The following is a 17,538-nucleotide window of genomic DNA, read 5'->3' on the forward strand; positions in this document are numbered from 1 at the left end:
ATCGTCACGAGTGTTGCGGTGAGATGCGGTGGACGCAATGGCTGCGCAAGACGAAGGCAGCTCAGAGCGGACGGCGAAGTCGTGTGGTCCTGACGCCCCAGTGGCAGGTGTCGACTTCTTGAGAAGCTAACGCTTCTCAGGGACGACGGTGACAACCAAGCCTGGTCTCGCCGGGGAGAGCACGAAGGAAACCGTAAAACCATCGCGCAGGGAAAGCCGGCGTGTTTCCGGTTTCACCTTTGGTCCTACCCCGGTGCTTTTTGCTGCACCGGACCCATGGGTGCGATCGGCACCCGGCTTTCCCTGCGCCCTCTGCTTGAGAGGAGGGTGGAAAGTGACGCAAGACTCGGACGCAATGCGTCGCGAGAATGCAGTGTCGCATCCTCATCGCTATTTGATATGTGAATCGGAATCTTGCTCGCAATGACGATGTGTCGCGTTGAGCTTGTAGCCCGGATGAAGCGCAGCGCAATCCGGGGCCGCTTTACCAATGAAGAACCCGGATTTCGCTTCGCTACATCCGGGCTACGGCAGGCGCCTCAATCCGCCTTCTTCGTCAAACTCGCGTGCGGACGGCCGAAGTCGGCGGCCGCCGAATCCTGGCCGATCTCGACGATGCCGCGGCGGATGGCACGGGTGCGGGTGAAATGATCGAACAGCGCCTTGCCGTCGCCACGGCGGATCGCGCGGGTCAGCTTCGCGAGGTCTTCGCTGAAGGTGCCGAGCATCTCCAGCACCGCGTCCTTGTTGGCAAGGAACACGTCGCGCCACATCGTCGGGTCCGACGCCGCGATACGGGTGAAGTCGCGGAAGCCGCCGGCTGAGAACTTGATCACTTCGGATTCGGTGACCTGCGCCAGCTCGTCGGCGGTGCCGACGATGGTGTAGGCGATCAGGTGCGGCAGATGGCTGGTGATCGCGAGCACGAGGTCATGATGGTCCGGCGTCATGACCTCGACCTTGGCGCCGAGCGCGGCCCAGAAAGCGCGCAGCCGGTCGGTCGCGGCAGGATCGGTACCTTCCGGCGGCGTCAGGATGCACCAGCGGTTGATGAAGAGTTCTGCGAAGCCGGAGTCCGGACCGGAATGCTCGGTGCCGGCCACCGGATGGGCCGGCACGAAGTGAACGCCCTGCGGCAAATGCGGCGCCGTGTCCTTCACGACCGCGCCCTTCACCGAGCCGACGTCGGAGATGATCGCGCCCGGTTTGAGATGCGGCGCAATCTCGGCCGCGACCGGTCCGCAGGCGCCGACGGGGATGCAGAGGATGACGAGGTCGGCATCCTTCACGGCCTCCGCATTGGTCGCCACGACCTTATCGACGATGCCGAGCTCGGCGACGCGCGCGCGCGTCGTCTCCGAGCGTGCGGTGGTGACGATCTCGCCGACCAGCCCTTGCGCGCGCGCGCCGCGCGCGATCGAGCCGCCGATCAGGCCGAAGCCGATCAGCGCGACGCGTTTGAAGAGGGGGGTAGCGTTCACGTCGGCTTCACTTTCCGGCCATGAAGTCGCGCAAGCCGTCGACCACGAGGCGGTTCGCCTCCTCGGTGCCGATGGTCATGCGCAGCGAATTCGGCAGCTTGTAATTGTTCAGTGCACGCAGCACGAGGCCGCGCTTGGTGAGGTACACGTCGGCTTCGGCCGCGGTCTTGCCCTTGTCGGTCGGGAAGTGGATCAGCACGAAGTTCGCGACGCTCGGCGTCACCTTGAGGCCGAGCTTGCCGATCTCCTCGGTGAGCCAGTTGCGCCAGGTCTCGGTGTGCACCCGCGACATCTGCACATGCGCAGAGTCCTCGATCGCGGCCGCCGCCGCCAGCATCGCCGGCGTCGAGACGTTGAAGGGGCCGCGGATGCGATTCACCGCATCGACAATGTGCGCAGGTCCGAACATCCAGCCGATGCGCAGCGCCGCGAGGCCGTGGATCTTCGAGAAGGTGTGGGTCACCACCGTGTTCTCAGTGGTCGCCACCAGCTCGATGCCGAACTCATAGTCGTTGCGCGAGACGTAGTCGGCATAGGCGGCGTCGAGCACCAAGAGCACGTGCGGCGGCAGTCCGGCGCGCAGGCGCTTGACCTCGTCGAACGGAATGTAGGTGCCGGTCGGGTTGTTCGGGTTGGCGAGCCACACCAGCTTGGTGCGCGGCGTCACCGCTTTCAGGATCGCGTCGACGTCGGCGGTGAAATTGGTCTCGGCGGCGACAACATTCTTGGCGCCGTTCGCCATGGTCGCGATCGGGTAGACCAGGAAGCCGTGGGTGGTCGAGATCGCCTCGTCGCCGGGTGCGAGATAGGTGTGCGCGAGCAGATTGAGGATCTCGTCGGAGCCGGCGCCGCAGATGATGCGGTCCGGATCGAGCCCGTAGGCGCGGCCGATCGCCTCGCGCAGCACGCGCGAGGTGCCTTCCGGATAATCCTCGAGATGGTCGAGCGCGTGCTGGTAGGCGGCCTTCGCCTTCGGCGACGGGCCGAACGGCGTCTCGTTGGCGGACAGCTTGAACACCTTGCGGCCCGGCTCCGGCACCGGGCTCTTGCCGGGCGTGTAGGGCGCAATATCGAGAATGCCGGGGTTCGGCACGGGGCGGGACATCTTCAACTCCGGATGGGCGGACGGCCTGGATCTCTCACGTCAAGTCTTGGCCGACCCGTTAGGGGGCACCGTATAGCGCGTTGCGTGGCTGCCGACGAGGGCCGACGAGCGGACCGAGGCGCCGGCCTGGATCAGAGCGAGCTTGATCTTCTCGAAGTCGTGGCCCGCGACCGAGACCAGAAGCGCTGCGCCGTCGAAGGCGGTGTCGGGGACGGCGACGATCTCGGCGAGCGGCGCCAGCGCGCGGGCGGTGTCGGCATTCCAGCCGGAGACGCGCACGCTCCACATCTGGACTTCGGTCACCATCGCATCGTCGGCGACGCGGGAGACCACGAACACCGGCAGCGCGGCCGGATGGTCGGCGCGCTCGAGGAACGGCAGGCGCGCGATGATCTTCGGCGCACCACTGGCCTCGAGCGCATTCCACCACGGCGTCCGGCTCGAGATCGCCGAGACCAGCGCGAGATCGCCTTTGGATTTCGCCACCGCCTCGACCGCGGCCTGCGCGCTGAAATGCGCCACGTAAGGCACCACGAAGCCGAAATGAAACCGCGCCGAGTCCCGCATCGCGGACTCGCCGACCGAGACGTCGGCATGCACCGAGAACGGCGCCTGGACGTAAGTGAAGGTCGAGATGATGACGCGCCAGATGCTCTCGATGGTGTCGAGCGGCAGGATGCCGCGATGGCGCTCGACGAGATTGCGCATCATGCTGGCTTCGCGCGCCGGGCGGAACGCCGAGCCGACCTCCTGGGTCTGCTTGACCTGGATCAGGCGGTCGATGATGTCGCCACGCGCCATCAACAGGCGGTGAACCTGCTCGTCGATCGCGTCGATCTCTTTGCGCAGCTCCTGCAAGCTGGGCGGCGACGGGGGCGGCTTGGACATCGTAAAACCTTGTCGTCGGGGCGGCCCGATGCCGCCCAAGGACGGGGTCTTGATTAGGAAAGACAGGCGCCGAAAGCAAAGAGAAACGACGCGGCGCTGCTCTGCGCCATCGGGTTAACCATGCGTGGCAGGGTCAGGCTGCCTTGACGAACGGCGGGGCTGGGACTAGTTTCCCGGCACTTCCGTGGTCATTTGAGCCGGCCGGCTTGCAGCCACGTTAAACAACTCGCTAAACAGGCCGGGGACAGATCAGCTCCCGGCCGAACCTTTGTTCAGGCCGGGTTTTTTATGGCCTGATTTCTGTTCGAAGCCTCCCGCGCGGAGGCAGGGTCGCTGACATGAGCAACGTGCGTTCCATATCGAGCCCGACGATCCAAAGCGACGATCGCGCCCATGAGGCCGATCATCCATCTTCGCTGGTGGCGAAGTTCGGCATGGACCAGCCGCTCAAGCTCGATTGCGGCGTCGATCTCGCGCCGTTCCAGATCGCCTACCAGACCTATGGCGAGCTCAACGCCGATCGCTCCAATGCGATCCTGATCTGCCATGCGCTGACTGGCGACCAGCATGTCAACAACACCCATCCCGTCACCGGCAAGTCCGGCTGGTGGGACACCATGGTCGGCGCGGGCAAGCCGCTCGATCCGGAGAAGTACTTCATCATCTGCTCCAACGTGATCGGCGGCTGCATGGGCTCGACCGGGCCGGCGTCGATCAATCCCGCGACCGGCAAGGTGTGGGGGCTCGAATTCCCGATCATCACGATTCCCGACATGGTGCGCGCGCAGGCGATGCTGGTCGATCACCTCGGTATCACCACGCTGTTCTGCGTGGTCGGCGGCTCGATGGGCGGCATGCAGGTGCTGCAATGGACTGCGGCCTATCCGGAGCGGGTGTTCTCGGCGCTGCCGATCGCATGCAGCACGCGTCATTCCGCGCAGAACATTGCTTTCCATGAGCTCGGCCGGCAGGCCGTGATGGCCGATCCGGACTGGCGCGGCGGGCGCTATGTCGCCGAGGACACGCATCCGCATCGTGGCCTCGCGGTGGCACGGATGGCGGCGCACATCACCTATCTGTCCGACGCGGCGCTGCATCGCAAGTTCGGACGGCGGATGCAGGATCGCGACCTGCCGACCTTCTCGTTCGACGCCGATTTCCAGGTCGAGAGCTATCTGCGCTACCAGGGCTCGTCCTTCGTCGAGCGCTTCGATGCCAACAGCTATCTCTATCTGACGCGCGCGATGGACTATTTCGACATCGCCGCCGACCATAACGGCGTGCTGGCGAAGGCGTTCGCCGGGATCAAGACGCGCTTCTGCGTGATGTCGTTCACCAGCGACTGGCTGTTCCCGACCTCGGAATCGCGTGCGCTGGTGCATGCGCTCAACGCGTCGAGCGCGCGGGTGTCGTTTGCCGAGATCGAGACCGACAAGGGCCACGACGCCTTCCTGCTCGACGTGCCCGAACTCTTCGATATCGCCCGAGCTTTCCTGCAGGCGGCAGGCAAGGCGCGCGGCCTTGGACATAGCGACGGCCAGTCATGAGCATCCAGCAAACCCTGCCGCTGCCGGGCATAGCGCCCGAGCGCACCGGAAGCTATCGCACCGATCATCTCCTGGTCGCCGACATGGTGCAGCCGGGCTCGCGCGTGCTCGACGTCGGCTGCGGCGACGGCGACCTGCTGCAGCTGCTTGAGAGCCGCGACATCGACGGCCGCGGCATCGAACTGTCGCGCGAGGGCGTCAACCGCTGTGTTGCCAAGGGGCTCGCGGTGGTGCAGGGCGACGCCGACACCGATCTCGTCAACTATCCCGACGACGCCTTCGACTACGTGATCCTGTCGCAGACGCTGCAGGCGACGCGGCAGCCGAAGGTGGTGCTCGAGAACCTCCTGCGCATCGGCCATCGCGCCATCGTCTCGTTCCCGAATTTCGGCTTCTGGAAGATGCGCCTGCAGCTCCTGGTCGGCGGCCACATGCCGCGCACGGAGAATTTGCCGGCGACCTGGTACGACACCGCCAACATCCATTTCTGCACCATCAAGGATTTCGTGCAGCTCTGCGACGAGATCAACGTCAAGATGGAGCGCGCGGTCGCGCTCGATCTCTACGGCCGTCCGGTGCCGCTGAACCTGCCCTGGTGGGTCTGGAACATGTTCGGCGAGCAGGGCGTGTTCCTGCTGAGCCGCGGTGCGGGGAAATAGGTAGCGGCGCCGGCTTAGACCGGCGCTGCCACCAGCGACCTTGGATCGCGCACCGGCCAGCGTCCGGCCTCCACCAGCGCGATGAAGCGCTCCACCATCTCGTTGAACAGCGCGGGCTCCTCGAGATTGAGCACGTGGCCCGACTTCGGGAAGAAGGCGAGCCCCGCGGCCGGCAGATGCTTCTTCAGGAACAGGCTCGGCTCGACGCAATTGTCGTCCTCGTCGCCGCACAGGATCAATGCCGGCGTCGGCACGCGCCGGATCGCATCCGTCATGGTGTAGATCGAGGGCCGGCCGCCCTGGAAGCTGCGCATCGTGTTGGCGGAGCCTTTGGCGTCGTGACGCGCAAGGGCGGCGTAGAAATCGGCGTGGCCGCGCGGATCCTTCAGGAGAAAGGGAATCCGGCTCGGCGCCTCGCGCGTCACCTTCGCGACCTCGACGGAGCCGATCGCTTCCAGTTGCTCGGCATTGGCGCGGCACTGCGCGCGGAAGGCGTCGAGGTTCTCCAGGTTGGAGCCGGAGCCGACGGCGGCGAGCGTCATCGAGAGCGCGCGCTCGGGCGCGTTGAGGCCGATCTGCAGCGACGAATAGGAGCCCATCGACAGGCCGACGAAATGCGCCTTCTCGATCTTGAGATGATCGAGCACCGCGAGCGCATCGGTATAGAAGTGCCGATAGGTGTAGACCTCGGCGCTTGGCGGCACGTCCGACGGCGTGTAGCCGCGCGCGGAATAGGCGATGCAGCGGTGCCCGCGCGAGAAGTAGCGCATCTGCGGCTCCCAGTTGGTGTGGTCCGCGGCGAACTCGTGCAGGAAAATGATCGGGGTCCCGTGTCCGGCCTCTTCGAAATGGAGGCGGACATTATCTTTCGTTACGACGTGGGGCATTGAAATTCCTTCTCGTAGGCCGGCCTCAGATTTGCAATTAATTTCCGCGGCGGCAATGCGGCGGCGTTGATTCTTTTTCGTCACCGCATCGTCGCGGAATGACCCAGAAATCGTTTCCGCAGTGCCGCAAGAAATCTTCCTCTCGCCACATCCCGACTTTCAAAAACCGCCGCCGGGTTCCCCACCTTCGGGGAACGCGATCAGGAATAGGGGGCCCTACAGAGGATCAAGATGGTTCAGTTGCTTGCGTATCGCCGGTCGCTTCGAGTTATGGCGCTGGCTCTGTGTTCGGTTGCTCTCGCCGTTATTTCAGCCGCTCCGGCTTCCGCCCGTCCCCACCATTCCCGTCACGCGCACGCCGGTCACCATGCGCGGCATCATGCGCATCATCACCATCGGCATGCGGCACGGCTTTCGCGCTGGGAGCGCGGCGTCGGGCAGATGCAGACGCGCGGCCTCGCCGACGCCAACGCCAGCGTCGCGCCCGACGCCGCCTCGGGCAGCTTCGGCTCATCCGGCATCGTCGCGGAGGCGCGGCGCTATCTCGGCGGCAACCCGACCAGCCGCTCGAACCTGTGGTGTGCGCGCTTCATGAACATGGTGCTGGAGCATACCGGCCATCGTGGCACCGGCTCCGACATGGCGAGCTCATTTGCGAAATACGGCCAGCGCGTATCCGGCCCGCAGGTCGGCGCAATCGCGGTGATGGGCCGCCGCGGCGGCGGTCATGTCGGCGTCATCACGGGCGTCGATGCCAAGGGCAATCCGATCATGATCTCCGGCAACAACGGCAACCGTGTTCGCGAGGCGCCGGTGTCGCGCGGCCGGATCTACGCCTACGTGATGCCCAACTGAGTTGGAATAGGGTAGGTAGAGCGCAGCGAAACCCACCGCCTACACCTCAACGCGAAGGCGATGGGATTCGCTGCGCTCTATCCATCCTGCGAACTACGACGCTACACCAGCGTCGGCTCTTCGGCGGCGATCGCGTCGTTCACCGCGACGCTGCCGTCGGCAATGATCTCGGCATAGACGCCGCATTCATTGTGCCCGAGCCGCTGCATCAGCGTGTGCGGGATGGCGAGGTCGCGTGCGCCGGTGTCGGGATCGACATTGACTGCCGCGCAGCGGGTGATGCGCTTGACCACCTTGGCCCGCGCGCTGCCGATCGCAATCGTCTGGTCGAGGAGGTCGAATTCGTGCCAGGCCGGCCAGCCCTCGACATAGAGGTTGGCGCGGAAGCGCAGCGGATGGACCGGCGCCTGCACGATGTTCTCGATCGCGCGCAGGCTGTTGAGATTGATAATCGAGACCACCTTGCGTGCGACGTCGGAGAAGCTGTGGCCTGCGCTCGCCAGCACCTTCGGCGGCCCCTTGATTTGTGCGGCGTGCTGGCCGGCGAAATATTGTTCGATCGCCGCACGGCCTTCGGCTGTTTCGAGATCGCCCTGGGCGACGACCGCGCCGTCGCGGCGGAGCGTCAGCACGTGGCTGCCGTCATCGAAATGAGCGCGCAGCGGCACCAGCCACTCGTCCCGCTGCAGCATCAGGAAATGGGGCTTTGCCAGCCATTTCGGCTCGGCCGGGTCGAAGCCGCTCGGACCATTCTCGATGGCGTAGCGGCGGTCGGACAGGATGGTCTGGCCGGCCTTCAGCACAGCGCTGGGCAGCGGTTCAGGGGTCAGGCCCTTGACGGGGTAGCGGTAGATGCCGGCGATCTTTGCAGGGGACATGTGCGTTCCTTCCAGGCGCCCGCTTTATCCTGTTTGGTGCGCCGGGAAAACCTGCCGTGAACGAGCCGGCGGTTAGTCCGCGCGCGCCGCGCCGGGTGCGTCCAGAATGCGTTGCATGAACACGAGGTCGAGCCAGCGACCGAGCTTGCGGCCGACCTCCGGCATGCGGGCGACCTCGACAAAGCCGGCCCGCGCATGCAGCCGGAGCGAGGCCTCGTTGCTGCCGTCGATCCCGGCGATCAGGGCGTGCTTGCCGAGCGCGGTCGCAGCCGCCACCAGCTCGTCGACGATGATGCGCCCGAGCCCGTGGCCGCGATGGGCGGCCTGGATGTAAACGCTGTGCTCGACGGTGTAGCGGTAACCCGGCCAGGCGCGGAAATCGCCGAAGGTGCCGTAGCCGAGAACGCTGGTTCCCTCGGCGGCAACCAGCACCGGATAGCCCAGCGCCTGCCTTGCCTTCATCCAGGCGAGCCGGTCGGCCTCCGTATCCCGTTTCTCGGTCCAGACCGCGTTCGAGTGGGCGACGACCTCGTTGTAGATCGCGGTGATTGCGGGAATGTCTTGTTCCGTGGCCGGGCGGATCGCCATCGCAGATTTCCTCGAGAGAACTCTTGAACTGACTAATCGTCTACTATATAAGACGATATGTCAACTATAGAAGACAGTGCGGATGAAGGGCTCGGGCGCCGAATCCGCGCCGAGCGGGACGCGCGCGGCTGGTCGCTGGCGGAACTCGCCGGCCGGGCCAGCGTGTCCAAGGCCATGCTCAGCAAGATCGAGCGGGCCGAGGCGAGCCCGACGGCTGCGACCCTGTCGCGGATCGCGACGGCCTATGGCCTGACCATGGCCGCGCTGTTCGAGGTGACCGCTTCGGAGAGTTCCCGTCTTGTCCGTGCCAAGGACCAACCGACCTGGCGCGATCCGAAGGCGGACTATCTCCGGCGGCAGGTGTTCCTGCACGCCGCCAATCCGCTGGAACTGGTGGAGATCGAACTGCCTGCCCGGCAGGAGGTCGGCTTTCCGGCCAGTGCCTATCACCTGATCCGTCAGGTGGTCTGGGTGATCGACGGCCACCTCACGCTGATAGAGGGCGCGCTTCGTCACGAGCTTACCGCGGGCGACCGCATCGAGCTTGGCCCGCCGTCGGACATCGTCTTCCGTAATGAAAGCGCTCAGCCTTGCCGCTATCTCGTCGCCGTCGTGCGGCGCTGAGCACCAGCGGGCGAAATCGCAGGCCGTGGCCCTTCCGTTTTGGAACCAAGTGCCCACATCTGCGGCAAGCCTAAGAAATGATGGCGACGCCAGAGGCTGGTTGAGGAACGTCAACGCGGCCCGCGGAAACCCAATGAAGATGTCGGAACCATGCCTGAATGGGTGGTGACGGCAGGCCGAGGGAAAAGAAATGAACGTAGAAAAGTATACCGAGCGCGCGCGCGGATTCATCCAGTCTGCCCAGTCGCTCGCAATGCGCGATGGGCACCAGCAGTTCTCGCCGTTGCATCTGTTGAAGGTGCTGCTGGACGACAGCGAGGGGCTCGCCGGTGGTCTGATCGACCGCGCCGGCGGTCATTCCCGGGCAATCCTGAAAGCGACCGAAGAGGCGCTGAACAAGCTGCCGAAAGTCTCGGGTGGCGGTGCCGGACAGGTCTACCTGTCGCCGGAGCTTGCGCGCGCCTTCGATGCCGCGGAGAAAGCCGGCGAGAAGGCTGGCGACAGCTTCGTCACCGTCGAGCGGCTGCTGCTCGGGCTCACGCTCGAAAAAGGCAGCGAGGCCGCCGGCATCCTCGCCAAGGGTGGCGTTACTCCGCAAAACCTCAACGCGGCAATCGAAGCGCTGCGCAAGGGCCGCACCGCGGATACGGCGACCGCCGAGAACGCCTATGACGCGCTGAAGAAATATGCCCGCGACCTGACCCAGGCCGCGCGTGACGGCAAGCTCGATCCGGTCATCGGCCGCGACGAGGAGATCCGCCGCACGATTCAAGTTCTGTCGCGGCGGACCAAGAACAACCCCGTGCTGATCGGCGAGCCCGGCGTCGGCAAGACCGCGATCGTCGAGGGCCTGGCGCTACGCATCCTCAATGGCGACGTGCCGGAGAGCCTGAAGGACAAGAAGCTCCTGTCGCTCGACATGGGCGCGCTGATCGCCGGCGCGAAATACCGCGGCGAGTTCGAGGAGCGGTTGAAATCCGTCTTGCAGGAGGTTTCGTCCGCCGAGGGCGGCATCATCCTGTTCATCGACGAGATGCATACGCTGATCGGGGCCGGCAAGGCGGATGGCGCCATGGACGCTTCCAACCTTCTGAAGCCCGCGCTGGCGCGCGGTGAGCTGCACTGCATCGGTGCGACCACGCTCGACGAGTACCGGAAGCATGTCGAGAAGGACGCCGCATTGGCGCGGCGCTTCCAGCCGATCTATGTCAGCGAGCCCACGGTCGAGGACACGATCTCGATCCTGCGCGGCTTGAAGGACAAGTACGAGCAGCATCACGGCGTTCGCATCACCGACTCCGCGTTGGTGGCCGCGACCACGCTGTCGAACCGCTACATCACCGACCGTTTCCTGCCCGACAAGGCCATCGACCTGATGGACGAGGCCGCGGCGCGGCTGAAGATGCAGGTCGATTCCAAGCCGGAAGAACTCGATTCGCTGGATCGGGACATCATCCGCCTGAAGATCGAGCAGGAAGCGCTGAAGAAGGAGAACGATGCCGGCTCGCGCAGCCGCCTGCAGACGCTGGAAAAGGAACTCGCCGGGTTCGAGGAGCGGTCGGCGGCCCTGACGGCGCGCTGGAGCGCGGAGAAGAGCAAGCTCTCCAACGCACAGAAGCTGAAGAGCGAACTCGATGCGCTGCGCGTCGAGCTTGCCAATGCACAACGTCGCGGCGAATTCCAGCGCGCGGGCGAACTGGCCTATGGCCGGATCCCGGAGCTGGAGCGGAAGCTCGCCGATATCGAGGCCAAAGAAAGCGTCGCGCGGAACGGCGGCGAGATGATGGAGGAGGCGGTCACCGCCAACCACATCGCGCAGGTCGTCTCGCGCTGGACCGGCGTGCCGGTCGACAAGATGCTGGAGGGCGAGAAGGACAAGCTCCTGAGGATGGAGGACTCACTCGCCAAGCGCGTCGTCGGCCAGGCCGAGGCCGTGCGTGCGGTGGCAACCGCCGTGCGCCGTTCGCGCGCAGGGCTGCAGGACCCGAACCGGCCGACCGGCTCGTTCATGTTCTTAGGCCCGACCGGCGTCGGCAAGACCGAGCTGACCAAGGCGCTCGCCGCTGATCTCTTCAACGATGAGACCGCGATGGTCCGCCTCGACATGTCCGAGTTCATGGAGAAGCACTCGGTCTCGCGGCTGATCGGCGCGCCTCCCGGCTATGTCGGCTACGACGAGGGTGGCGCGCTCACCGAAGCGGTGCGGCGGCGGCCCTACCAGGTCGTGCTGTTCGACGAGATCGAGAAGGCGCATCCCGATGTGTTCAACGTGCTCCTGCAGGTGCTCGACGACGGCCGCCTGACCGATGGTCAGGGCCGTACCGTCGACTTCCGCAATACGCTGATCATCATGACGTCGAACCTCGGGTCGGACTTCCTGGTGAACCAGCCGGAGGGCGAGGACACGGCAGCGGTGCGCGACCAGGTGATGGGCGTGGTGCGGGCGCATTTCAGGCCGGAATTCCTGAACCGCATCGACGAGATCATCCTGTTCCATCGGCTGCAGAAGAGCGAGATGGGCCGGATCGTCGAGATCCAGTTCGCTCGCCTCACAAAGCTGCTGGAGGATCGCAAGATCGAGCTCGAGCTGGACGCCAAGGCGCGGGATTGGCTGGCCGAGAAGGGCTGGGATCCGGCCTACGGCGCCCGCCCGCTGAAGCGCGTGATCCAGCGCAGCGTGCAGGATCCGCTCGCCGAGATGATCCTGGCCGGCGAGGTCAAGGACGGCGATCACGTCGTGATCTCGGTCAAGGGTAACGTCCTGACCTTCAACGGTCAGGTGCCCCGGACCGCCGAGATCGTGCAGTTCGACGCGCCGGTCCCGAAGCGCAAGCTGAACTGACGCGCAATGCGAAGACCCTCCCCGCCGATCGCGGGGAGGGTCTTTGTTCGCGCGCTATTCCTGTGGGACGATCGGCGGGCCGCGCTCCCCGGGCTCATCATCGTCGCCGGGCTCGAGTTCAGACAGGATATCGACCAGTTCGCGGGTTCGCCCGGTGACCAGCGGCTTGCCGGCATTCATCAGCGGTTCGTCATTGGCAAGCCAAGCTTGTGCCTCGGCGAGCTCGGTCACGGTCGCGCCTGATGCAATGATCCTGGCGATGGTGACATCGTCGGCGTTGCGGACTGCTCGCAGCACGTCGTCGCGGGTGAGGCGAGTCATGGCGTGAATCCCTCTCAAGCACGGCTACGTCACGGCCCGCCGCCGAACCGGCTGGCAAGCAGATTATTACGTCAACGCCTCAGCTATGAGTGGTGAGCCGAGGCGGGTTCTGCGACATCACCCAGAGTTCGATCGCGGCAAGGATCGCGACGGCGGCGCCGATGATCACGCATACCGTCATCGCAGTGGTTCCCTGGAAACCCAGGACCCACGGCGAGACCAGCGTCCAAAGGCCGACGATCAGGTTCAGCCACTCCTCCCAAACCGCGAATGCCGCCAGGGCTGCGACCGCAAGGATCGCCATGGCGAGACCCGCGATGTGGGCGTTGGTGGAGACCATTCCGGCGTCGAAGTTGAGCACCCAAGGTGCGAAGAAAAGAATCGCGCCGAGGATCAGGTTCGCGACGTCGCAGAGTTTTGCGTTCGTCCAGTTCTCCATGACACCCTCCATTGGAGGTTCTACTTACAAATCAACCGGATGACCGCCGCACGGGTTCCCGCCTGGGGGATGAATTTTGATCGAATCATGGCAAAGCCGGCCTTCCGGCACCACAGCAGGCTGCGCGGCGAGAACGGTTCCGAGCTTTGCTTGATTGCGGGGGAGGGGCCGATCAGCGGTTGCTGATCGATCGCGTCAACGGCGCGCCGGTGGTCGCGGTGGCGTCGGAGACGACGCGCGAGCTGCCGCGGCTGTTCATTTGCGCGTCGATCCGGTCGCGCTCCTTCTCGAAGTTCGCCATCATCGGCCCTTCGAGTGAGCGGCCGCGCGGCAGCTTCACGCGCATCGGGTCGACGAAGCGGCCGTTAACCAGGATTTCGTAGTGGACATGAGCCCCGGTCGACATGCCGGTCGATCCGACGAAGCCGATCACCTGGCCCTGGCGCACGCGCTTGCCGACTTCCATGCCCTTGGCAAAGGCCGACATATGGCCGTAGGCGGTCTCATAGCCGTTGTTGTGCTTCAGGCGGACATATTTGCCGTAGCCGCCCTCCCAGCCGACCTTCTCGACCACGCCGTTGCCGGAGGCGAAGATCGGGGTGCCGTAGGGCGTCGCCCAGTCGACGCCGGTGTGCATCTTCGTATAGCCGAGGATCGGGTGGCGGCGGCCGCCGAAGCCTGAGCGCATGATCGCGTTGTTGACGGGCTTGCGGACCAGGAACTTCTTCGCGCTCTTGCCGGTCTCGTCATAGTAGTCGACCACCGAATCATCGGGGGTCTGGAATCGGTAGTATTTCTTGGTCTCGCCGCCGACCGTGAGCGACGCAAACAGCACCTCGGTCTTTTCGGTGATGGTCGCGCCTTCGTCCTCGCCGGCATAGAACACGTCGAACGAGTCGCCGGGCTGCACCTTGCGCTGGAAGTCGACGTCGTAGGAATAGATCCGGACCATGTCCTCGATGACGGTCGGCGGGACCTTGTTGCGCAGCGCGGTCTCGTAAATGCTCTGATAGAGCCGCACGCCGCTGCCATCATCCTCGTCGTCGTCGTCCTTGGAATTGTCGGCCGTCTCGGCGACCGTGTTCATGCTCTGCACGTCGACGGCGACGTATTTGCCGATGTCGGACAGGGCGGCCACGGCCTCGACAGTCGTGTCGTTGGCAACGATCACGCGGTAGGGCTGCAGCCGGACGCCGGGGCCCGGAGCTGCCGGTGCCATCAGGATCCGCACCTTCTGGCCTTCCTTCAGGCCGCCGTCGCGGCCGCGGGCGCCGAGCGTTGCGGCAATCGCTTTGGCCTCGTCGGGGGTTGCGCCCTGGTCGCGCAGGATCGAGGCGATGGTGTCGCCCTTCTTGACGACGTGAACCCGTTCACCGGTCGGATTGCCGCCGGTGACCTGGTCCTTGGTCTTCGGCAGCAGGGTTACGTTTTCCGGCACCACGCGGGTCTCAAAGCCGGCATAGGGATCGGAGACGTTGCCCTCGGTGGCGTAGGCCATCTTCATGTCGGGCGCGCCGGCGCCGGTGGCGTCGGCGGCGGCATTCGCGAGCGTGTAGCGGACCGAGCCGCCGGCGCCGCGCCAGTTGGCGGCATCACGTACCCGCATCAACACGTCGTCGAGCGCGACGACGGCGGCGAGCTTGGCCTTCGGCAGCACGGTCCCGAGATCCTTGGTGATGAAGGAGACCTCGGCGTCGGGCTCGACGGCGTCCGGATTGTTGGGATCCTCGGCGGCGGCCGGCGTCTCAGAGCCGACATCGGTGAGCAGCCGCTGCGCGTTGAAAGGTGGAATCTTCGCCGACAGGTCGCTGGTCGTCATCGACAAATTGCCGGAGATGCGGACGAAGGGCCGCACCCGCATCACGTCACGATTGCCGACGCGGGTGACCGTCGAGACGCGCACCACGTTGCGTGAGGCGGTGGATTCGCTCGGCGGCGGCAGGCGGTCGCTCTTGTGCAGGCTGACGACGCGATCATTGGCGCCGAATGCGCCGCGCAGCGCGCCTTCGACGCGCTCCGGCACCTTGGCAAAGGTCATTTCGCCGTCGAGCGAAGCAAAAACGGCGCCGCCGATCAGAGCTGCGCCGCACAGACCGGTCAGGATAGTGCCGCTGAACCATTGTACTGAGACACGGCGGCGGTCGATCACCGCGGCCTCGGTGCCGTCGACGGAAAGTGGCGGCTCGTGACCGAGATCAATCATCCCGGTCTCGCGTCCAAAGCCGCTTCCGCGTGACGCACGTTGGCTCAACCCGGCATCCCCCCAAATTCCATCAACATGCGATCGACCTCTGCTCGTCCCTATTCCCCGCCTTCACCTCTCTAGAGAGGCGTTGCGGGAGTATGGCGAGCCACACGCAAGAATGTCGGGAACACGAAGGCCATCAGCCAGCCGCTATCTCGAACATCAATGGTGTGCAGATCTCTCGATATTGCTCGGCCGTGAAGGAAAGAGGCGACGGGTTCCTAGGAAGAAATCGCCTGTTCCCCTGAAAGAAGCACCCGAGCCCCCACTGGTTTCGAGCGCCTCAAAGCTTAACTTATAGTCAGAACGTCGCAGGATTATGGCTCAAGTGGGGCGCAAAGTCCCAAAAAGTCAGGACTTTTCCGCCTCTGAAAAAAGTTCGTCCCCATGCGACGATTTCTTGACGAAAGGCGTTGACAGGTCCGAAGGGGCCGGCCTATAAGGCACCCACTGAGCGCGGCGCTGCATTGGCCCACGAGGCCAAGGCAAGCATTCGCGCCCTTGATGCTCCTCACTTCGATGAGTGACTCAACAGCCGACATAAATCGGTTGGGATTCGCCGTCGGACTAAGGGTGTCGGAACCTTCTCGCCAGGGAAGGATTGAGGTCTTCGGGCCTCGGGCTGTTTGACAAGTGAAGATGAAGAAAGAGAAACGTGGACGGCGGAGTCCTTGCGTCTCTCGGAATACTTGAAAGCTTAGGCTTTCATCTTTCGAGAGTGGACGAAAGACTTCGGCGGTACACGTTTTAAAGGTTACACCATCGTTGCCAGCGATGTGAATCGTGGGCAGCTGTCGGCTTCGGTCGGCAAGAATGGTGGGACCTCGTCAAACGTTGTGATCAGCCGGTTCAAGGTTTCAAGTCCAACTTGAGAGTTTGATCCTGGCTCAGAGCGAACGCTGGCGGCAGGCTTAACACATGCAAGTCGAGCGGGCGTAGCAATACGTCAGCGGCAGACGGGTGAGTAACGCGTGGGAACGTACCTTTTGGTTCGGAACAACACAGGGAAACTTGTGCTAATACCGGATAAGCCCTTACGGGGAAAGATTTATCGCCGAAAGATCGGCCCGCGTCTGATTAGCTAGTTGGTGAGGTAATGGCTCACCAAGGCGACGATCAGTAGCTGGTCTGAGAGGATGATCAGCCACATTGGGACTGAGACACGGCCCAAACTCCTACGGGAGGCAGCAGTGGGGAATATTGGACAATGGGCGCAAGCCTGATCCAGCCATGCCGCGTGAGTGATGAAGGCCCTAGGGTTGTAAAGCTCTTTTGTGCGGGAAGATAATGACGGTACCGCAAGAATAAGCCCCGGCTAACTTCGTGCCAGCAGCCGCGGTAATACGAAGGGGGCTAGCGTTGCTCGGAATCACTGGGCGTAAAGGGTGCGTAGGCGGGTCTTTAAGTCAGGGGTGAAATCCTGGAGCTCAACTCCAGAACTGCCTTTGATACTGAAGATCTTGAGTTCGGGAGAGGTGAGTGGAACTGCGAGTGTAGAGGTGAAATTCGTAGATATTCGCAAGAACACCAGTGGCGAAGGCGGCTCACTGGCCCGATACTGACGCTGAGGCACGAAAGCGTGGGGAGCAAACAGGATTAGATACCCTGGTAGTCCACGCCGTAAACGATGAATGCCAGCCGTTAGTGGGTTTACTCACTAGTGGCGCAGCTAACGCTTTAAGCATTCCGCCTGGGGAGTACGGTCGCAAGATTAAAACTCAAAGGAATTGACGGGGGCCCGCACAAGCGGTGGAGCATGTGGTTTAATTCGACGCAACGCGCAGAACCTTACCAGCCCTTGACATCCCGGTCGCGGACTCCAGAGACGGAGTTCTTCAGTTCGGCTGGACCGGAGACAGGTGCTGCATGGCTGTCGTCAGCTCGTGTCGTGAGATGTTGGGTTAAGTCCCGCAACGAGCGCAACCCCCGTCCTTAGTTGCTACCATTTAGTTGAGCACTCTAAGGAGACTGCCGGTGATAAGCCGCGAGGAAGGTGGGGATGACGTCAAGTCCTCATGGCCCTTACGGGCTGGGCTACACACGTGCTACAATGGCGGTGACAATGGGATGCTAAGGGGCGACCCTTCGCAAATCTCAAAAAGCCGTCTCAGTTCGGATTGGGCTCTGCAACTCGAGCCCATGAAGTTGGAATCGCTAGTAATCGTGGATCAGCACGCCA

At 64.0% G+C, this 17,538-nt stretch carries 14 protein-coding genes, 1 rRNA gene and 1 riboswitch (1 of these 16 only partly in view); of the genes, 6 read left to right on the forward strand and 9 right to left on the reverse strand.

Features of this window, described 5'->3' with window-relative positions; all coding sequences use genetic code 11:
• Positions 1-539 precede the first annotated feature (539 nt).
• From ACFFWD_RS38725 to ACFFWD_RS38735, 3 genes are read right to left on the reverse strand one after another with little or no spacing between them, the layout of a single operon-like run.
• Positions 540-1,481 carry a prephenate/arogenate dehydrogenase family protein gene (locus ACFFWD_RS38725; protein ID WP_376974653.1) on the reverse strand — a complete coding sequence of 314 codons (942 nt, stop codon included), beginning with the start codon at positions 1,479-1,481 and terminating at the stop codon, positions 540-542.
• A gap of 7 nt (positions 1,482-1,488) precedes the next feature.
• Positions 1,489-2,586, reverse strand: a complete 1,098-nt coding sequence (gene hisC / locus ACFFWD_RS38730) for a histidinol-phosphate transaminase (protein WP_376974655.1) — start codon at positions 2,584-2,586, stop codon at positions 1,489-1,491.
• Between the two features lie 39 nt (positions 2,587-2,625).
• Positions 2,626-3,474 carry a chorismate mutase gene (locus tag ACFFWD_RS38735; protein ID WP_376974656.1) on the reverse strand — a complete coding sequence of 283 codons (849 nt, stop codon included), beginning with the start codon at positions 3,472-3,474 and terminating at the stop codon, positions 2,626-2,628.
• 174 nt (positions 3,475-3,648) lie between these two features.
• Positions 3,649-3,728: riboswitch (SAM riboswitch) on the forward strand.
• A gap of 84 nt (positions 3,729-3,812) precedes the next feature.
• Here ACFFWD_RS38735 and metX point away from each other — a divergent pair.
• Positions 3,813-5,021, forward strand: a complete 1,209-nt coding sequence (gene metX, locus ACFFWD_RS38740) for a homoserine O-acetyltransferase MetX (RefSeq protein WP_376974658.1) — start codon at positions 3,813-3,815, stop codon at positions 5,019-5,021.
• A complete protein-coding gene (metW, locus tag ACFFWD_RS38745; protein WP_376974660.1) occupies positions 5,018-5,680 on the forward strand; it encodes a methionine biosynthesis protein MetW in 663 nt (220 codons plus the stop codon). The genes metX and metW overlap by 4 nt, the downstream gene beginning before the upstream one ends.
• 14 nt (positions 5,681-5,694) lie before the next feature.
• On the opposite strand, the gene ACFFWD_RS38750 is transcribed toward metW, so the two are convergent.
• Positions 5,695-6,567 carry an alpha/beta fold hydrolase gene (locus ACFFWD_RS38750; RefSeq protein ID WP_376974662.1) on the reverse strand — a complete coding sequence of 291 codons (873 nt, stop codon included), beginning with the start codon at positions 6,565-6,567 and terminating at the stop codon, positions 5,695-5,697.
• A gap of 231 nt (positions 6,568-6,798) precedes the next feature.
• Between ACFFWD_RS38750 and ACFFWD_RS38755 the strand changes: the two genes are divergently transcribed.
• Positions 6,799-7,422, forward strand: a complete 624-nt coding sequence (locus ACFFWD_RS38755; RefSeq protein ID WP_376974664.1) for a TIGR02594 family protein — start codon at positions 6,799-6,801, stop codon at positions 7,420-7,422.
• A gap of 101 nt (positions 7,423-7,523) precedes the next feature.
• On the opposite strand, the gene ACFFWD_RS38760 is transcribed toward ACFFWD_RS38755, so the two are convergent.
• Both ACFFWD_RS38760 and ACFFWD_RS38765 read right to left on the reverse strand, forming a co-directional pair.
• Positions 7,524-8,300, reverse strand: coding sequence for an MOSC domain-containing protein (locus ACFFWD_RS38760; protein WP_376974666.1), 777 nt, complete (start codon positions 8,298-8,300; stop codon positions 7,524-7,526).
• 72 nt (positions 8,301-8,372) lie between these two features.
• On the reverse strand, positions 8,373-8,888 hold the full coding sequence (locus tag ACFFWD_RS38765; protein WP_376974667.1) for a GNAT family N-acetyltransferase: 516 nt from the start codon (positions 8,886-8,888) through the stop codon (positions 8,373-8,375).
• Between the two features lie 57 nt (positions 8,889-8,945).
• On the opposite strand from ACFFWD_RS38765, the gene ACFFWD_RS38770 reads away from it, so the two are divergent.
• Positions 8,946-9,512, forward strand: coding sequence for a helix-turn-helix domain-containing protein (locus ACFFWD_RS38770; protein WP_376974668.1), 567 nt, complete (start codon positions 8,946-8,948; stop codon positions 9,510-9,512).
• 190 nt (positions 9,513-9,702) lie between these two features.
• Positions 9,703-12,354 carry an ATP-dependent chaperone ClpB gene (gene clpB / locus ACFFWD_RS38775; RefSeq protein ID WP_376974669.1) on the forward strand — a complete coding sequence of 884 codons (2,652 nt, stop codon included), beginning with the start codon at positions 9,703-9,705 and terminating at the stop codon, positions 12,352-12,354.
• A gap of 54 nt (positions 12,355-12,408) precedes the next feature.
• Here clpB and ACFFWD_RS38780 read toward each other — a convergent pair whose 3' ends face one another.
• The 3 genes from ACFFWD_RS38780 to ACFFWD_RS38790 form a co-directional block, all read right to left on the reverse strand.
• Positions 12,409-12,675 carry a hypothetical protein gene (locus ACFFWD_RS38780; protein ID WP_376974670.1) on the reverse strand — a complete coding sequence of 89 codons (267 nt, stop codon included), beginning with the start codon at positions 12,673-12,675 and terminating at the stop codon, positions 12,409-12,411.
• Positions 12,676-12,754: 79 nt separating this feature from the next.
• The gene (locus ACFFWD_RS38785) at positions 12,755-13,114 is read right to left on the reverse strand and encodes an SPW repeat protein (protein ID WP_376974671.1); all 360 of its coding nucleotides are present in this window, start codon (positions 13,112-13,114) and stop codon (positions 12,755-12,757) included.
• Positions 13,115-13,286: 172 nt separating this feature from the next.
• Complete coding sequence (locus ACFFWD_RS38790; RefSeq protein ID WP_376974672.1) at positions 13,287-15,365, reverse strand: peptidoglycan DD-metalloendopeptidase family protein; 2,079 nt, start codon at positions 15,363-15,365, stop codon at positions 13,287-13,289.
• Positions 15,366-16,223: 858 nt separating this feature from the next.
• Between ACFFWD_RS38790 and ACFFWD_RS38795 the strand changes: the two genes are divergently transcribed.
• Positions 16,224-17,538, forward strand: a 16S ribosomal RNA gene (locus ACFFWD_RS38795); it runs 176 nt beyond the window's last position.

The organism is Bradyrhizobium erythrophlei, from assembly GCF_042430365.1.
In the GTDB taxonomy this organism is placed as follows: domain Bacteria; phylum Pseudomonadota; class Alphaproteobacteria; order Rhizobiales; family Xanthobacteraceae; genus Bradyrhizobium; species Bradyrhizobium erythrophlei.

What these genes read in the sequence shown, in the direction of transcription:
- hisC (WP_376974655.1), bottom strand. Translation starts at nt 2,586, where the DNA reads ATGTCCCGCCCCGTGCCGAACCCCGGCATTCTCGATATTGCGCCCTAC.
- ACFFWD_RS38735 (WP_376974656.1), bottom strand. Translation starts at nt 3,474, where the DNA reads ATGTCCAAGCCGCCCCCGTCGCCGCCCAGCTTGCAGGAGCTGCGCAAA.
- metX (WP_376974658.1), top strand. Translation starts at nt 3,813, where the DNA reads ATGAGCAACGTGCGTTCCATATCGAGCCCGACGATCCAAAGCGACGAT.
- metW (WP_376974660.1), top strand. Translation starts at nt 5,018, where the DNA reads ATGAGCATCCAGCAAACCCTGCCGCTGCCGGGCATAGCGCCCGAGCGC.
- ACFFWD_RS38750 (WP_376974662.1), bottom strand. Translation starts at nt 6,567, where the DNA reads ATGCCCCACGTCGTAACGAAAGATAATGTCCGCCTCCATTTCGAAGAG.
- ACFFWD_RS38755 (WP_376974664.1), top strand. Translation starts at nt 6,799, where the DNA reads ATGGTTCAGTTGCTTGCGTATCGCCGGTCGCTTCGAGTTATGGCGCTG.
- ACFFWD_RS38760 (WP_376974666.1), bottom strand. Translation starts at nt 8,300, where the DNA reads ATGTCCCCTGCAAAGATCGCCGGCATCTACCGCTACCCCGTCAAGGGC.
- ACFFWD_RS38765 (WP_376974667.1), bottom strand. Translation starts at nt 8,888, where the DNA reads ATGGCGATCCGCCCGGCCACGGAACAAGACATTCCCGCAATCACCGCG.
- ACFFWD_RS38770 (WP_376974668.1), top strand. Translation starts at nt 8,946, where the DNA reads ATGTCAACTATAGAAGACAGTGCGGATGAAGGGCTCGGGCGCCGAATC.
- clpB (WP_376974669.1), top strand. Translation starts at nt 9,703, where the DNA reads ATGAACGTAGAAAAGTATACCGAGCGCGCGCGCGGATTCATCCAGTCT.
- ACFFWD_RS38780 (WP_376974670.1), bottom strand. Translation starts at nt 12,675, where the DNA reads ATGACTCGCCTCACCCGCGACGACGTGCTGCGAGCAGTCCGCAACGCC.
- ACFFWD_RS38785 (WP_376974671.1), bottom strand. Translation starts at nt 13,114, where the DNA reads ATGGAGAACTGGACGAACGCAAAACTCTGCGACGTCGCGAACCTGATC.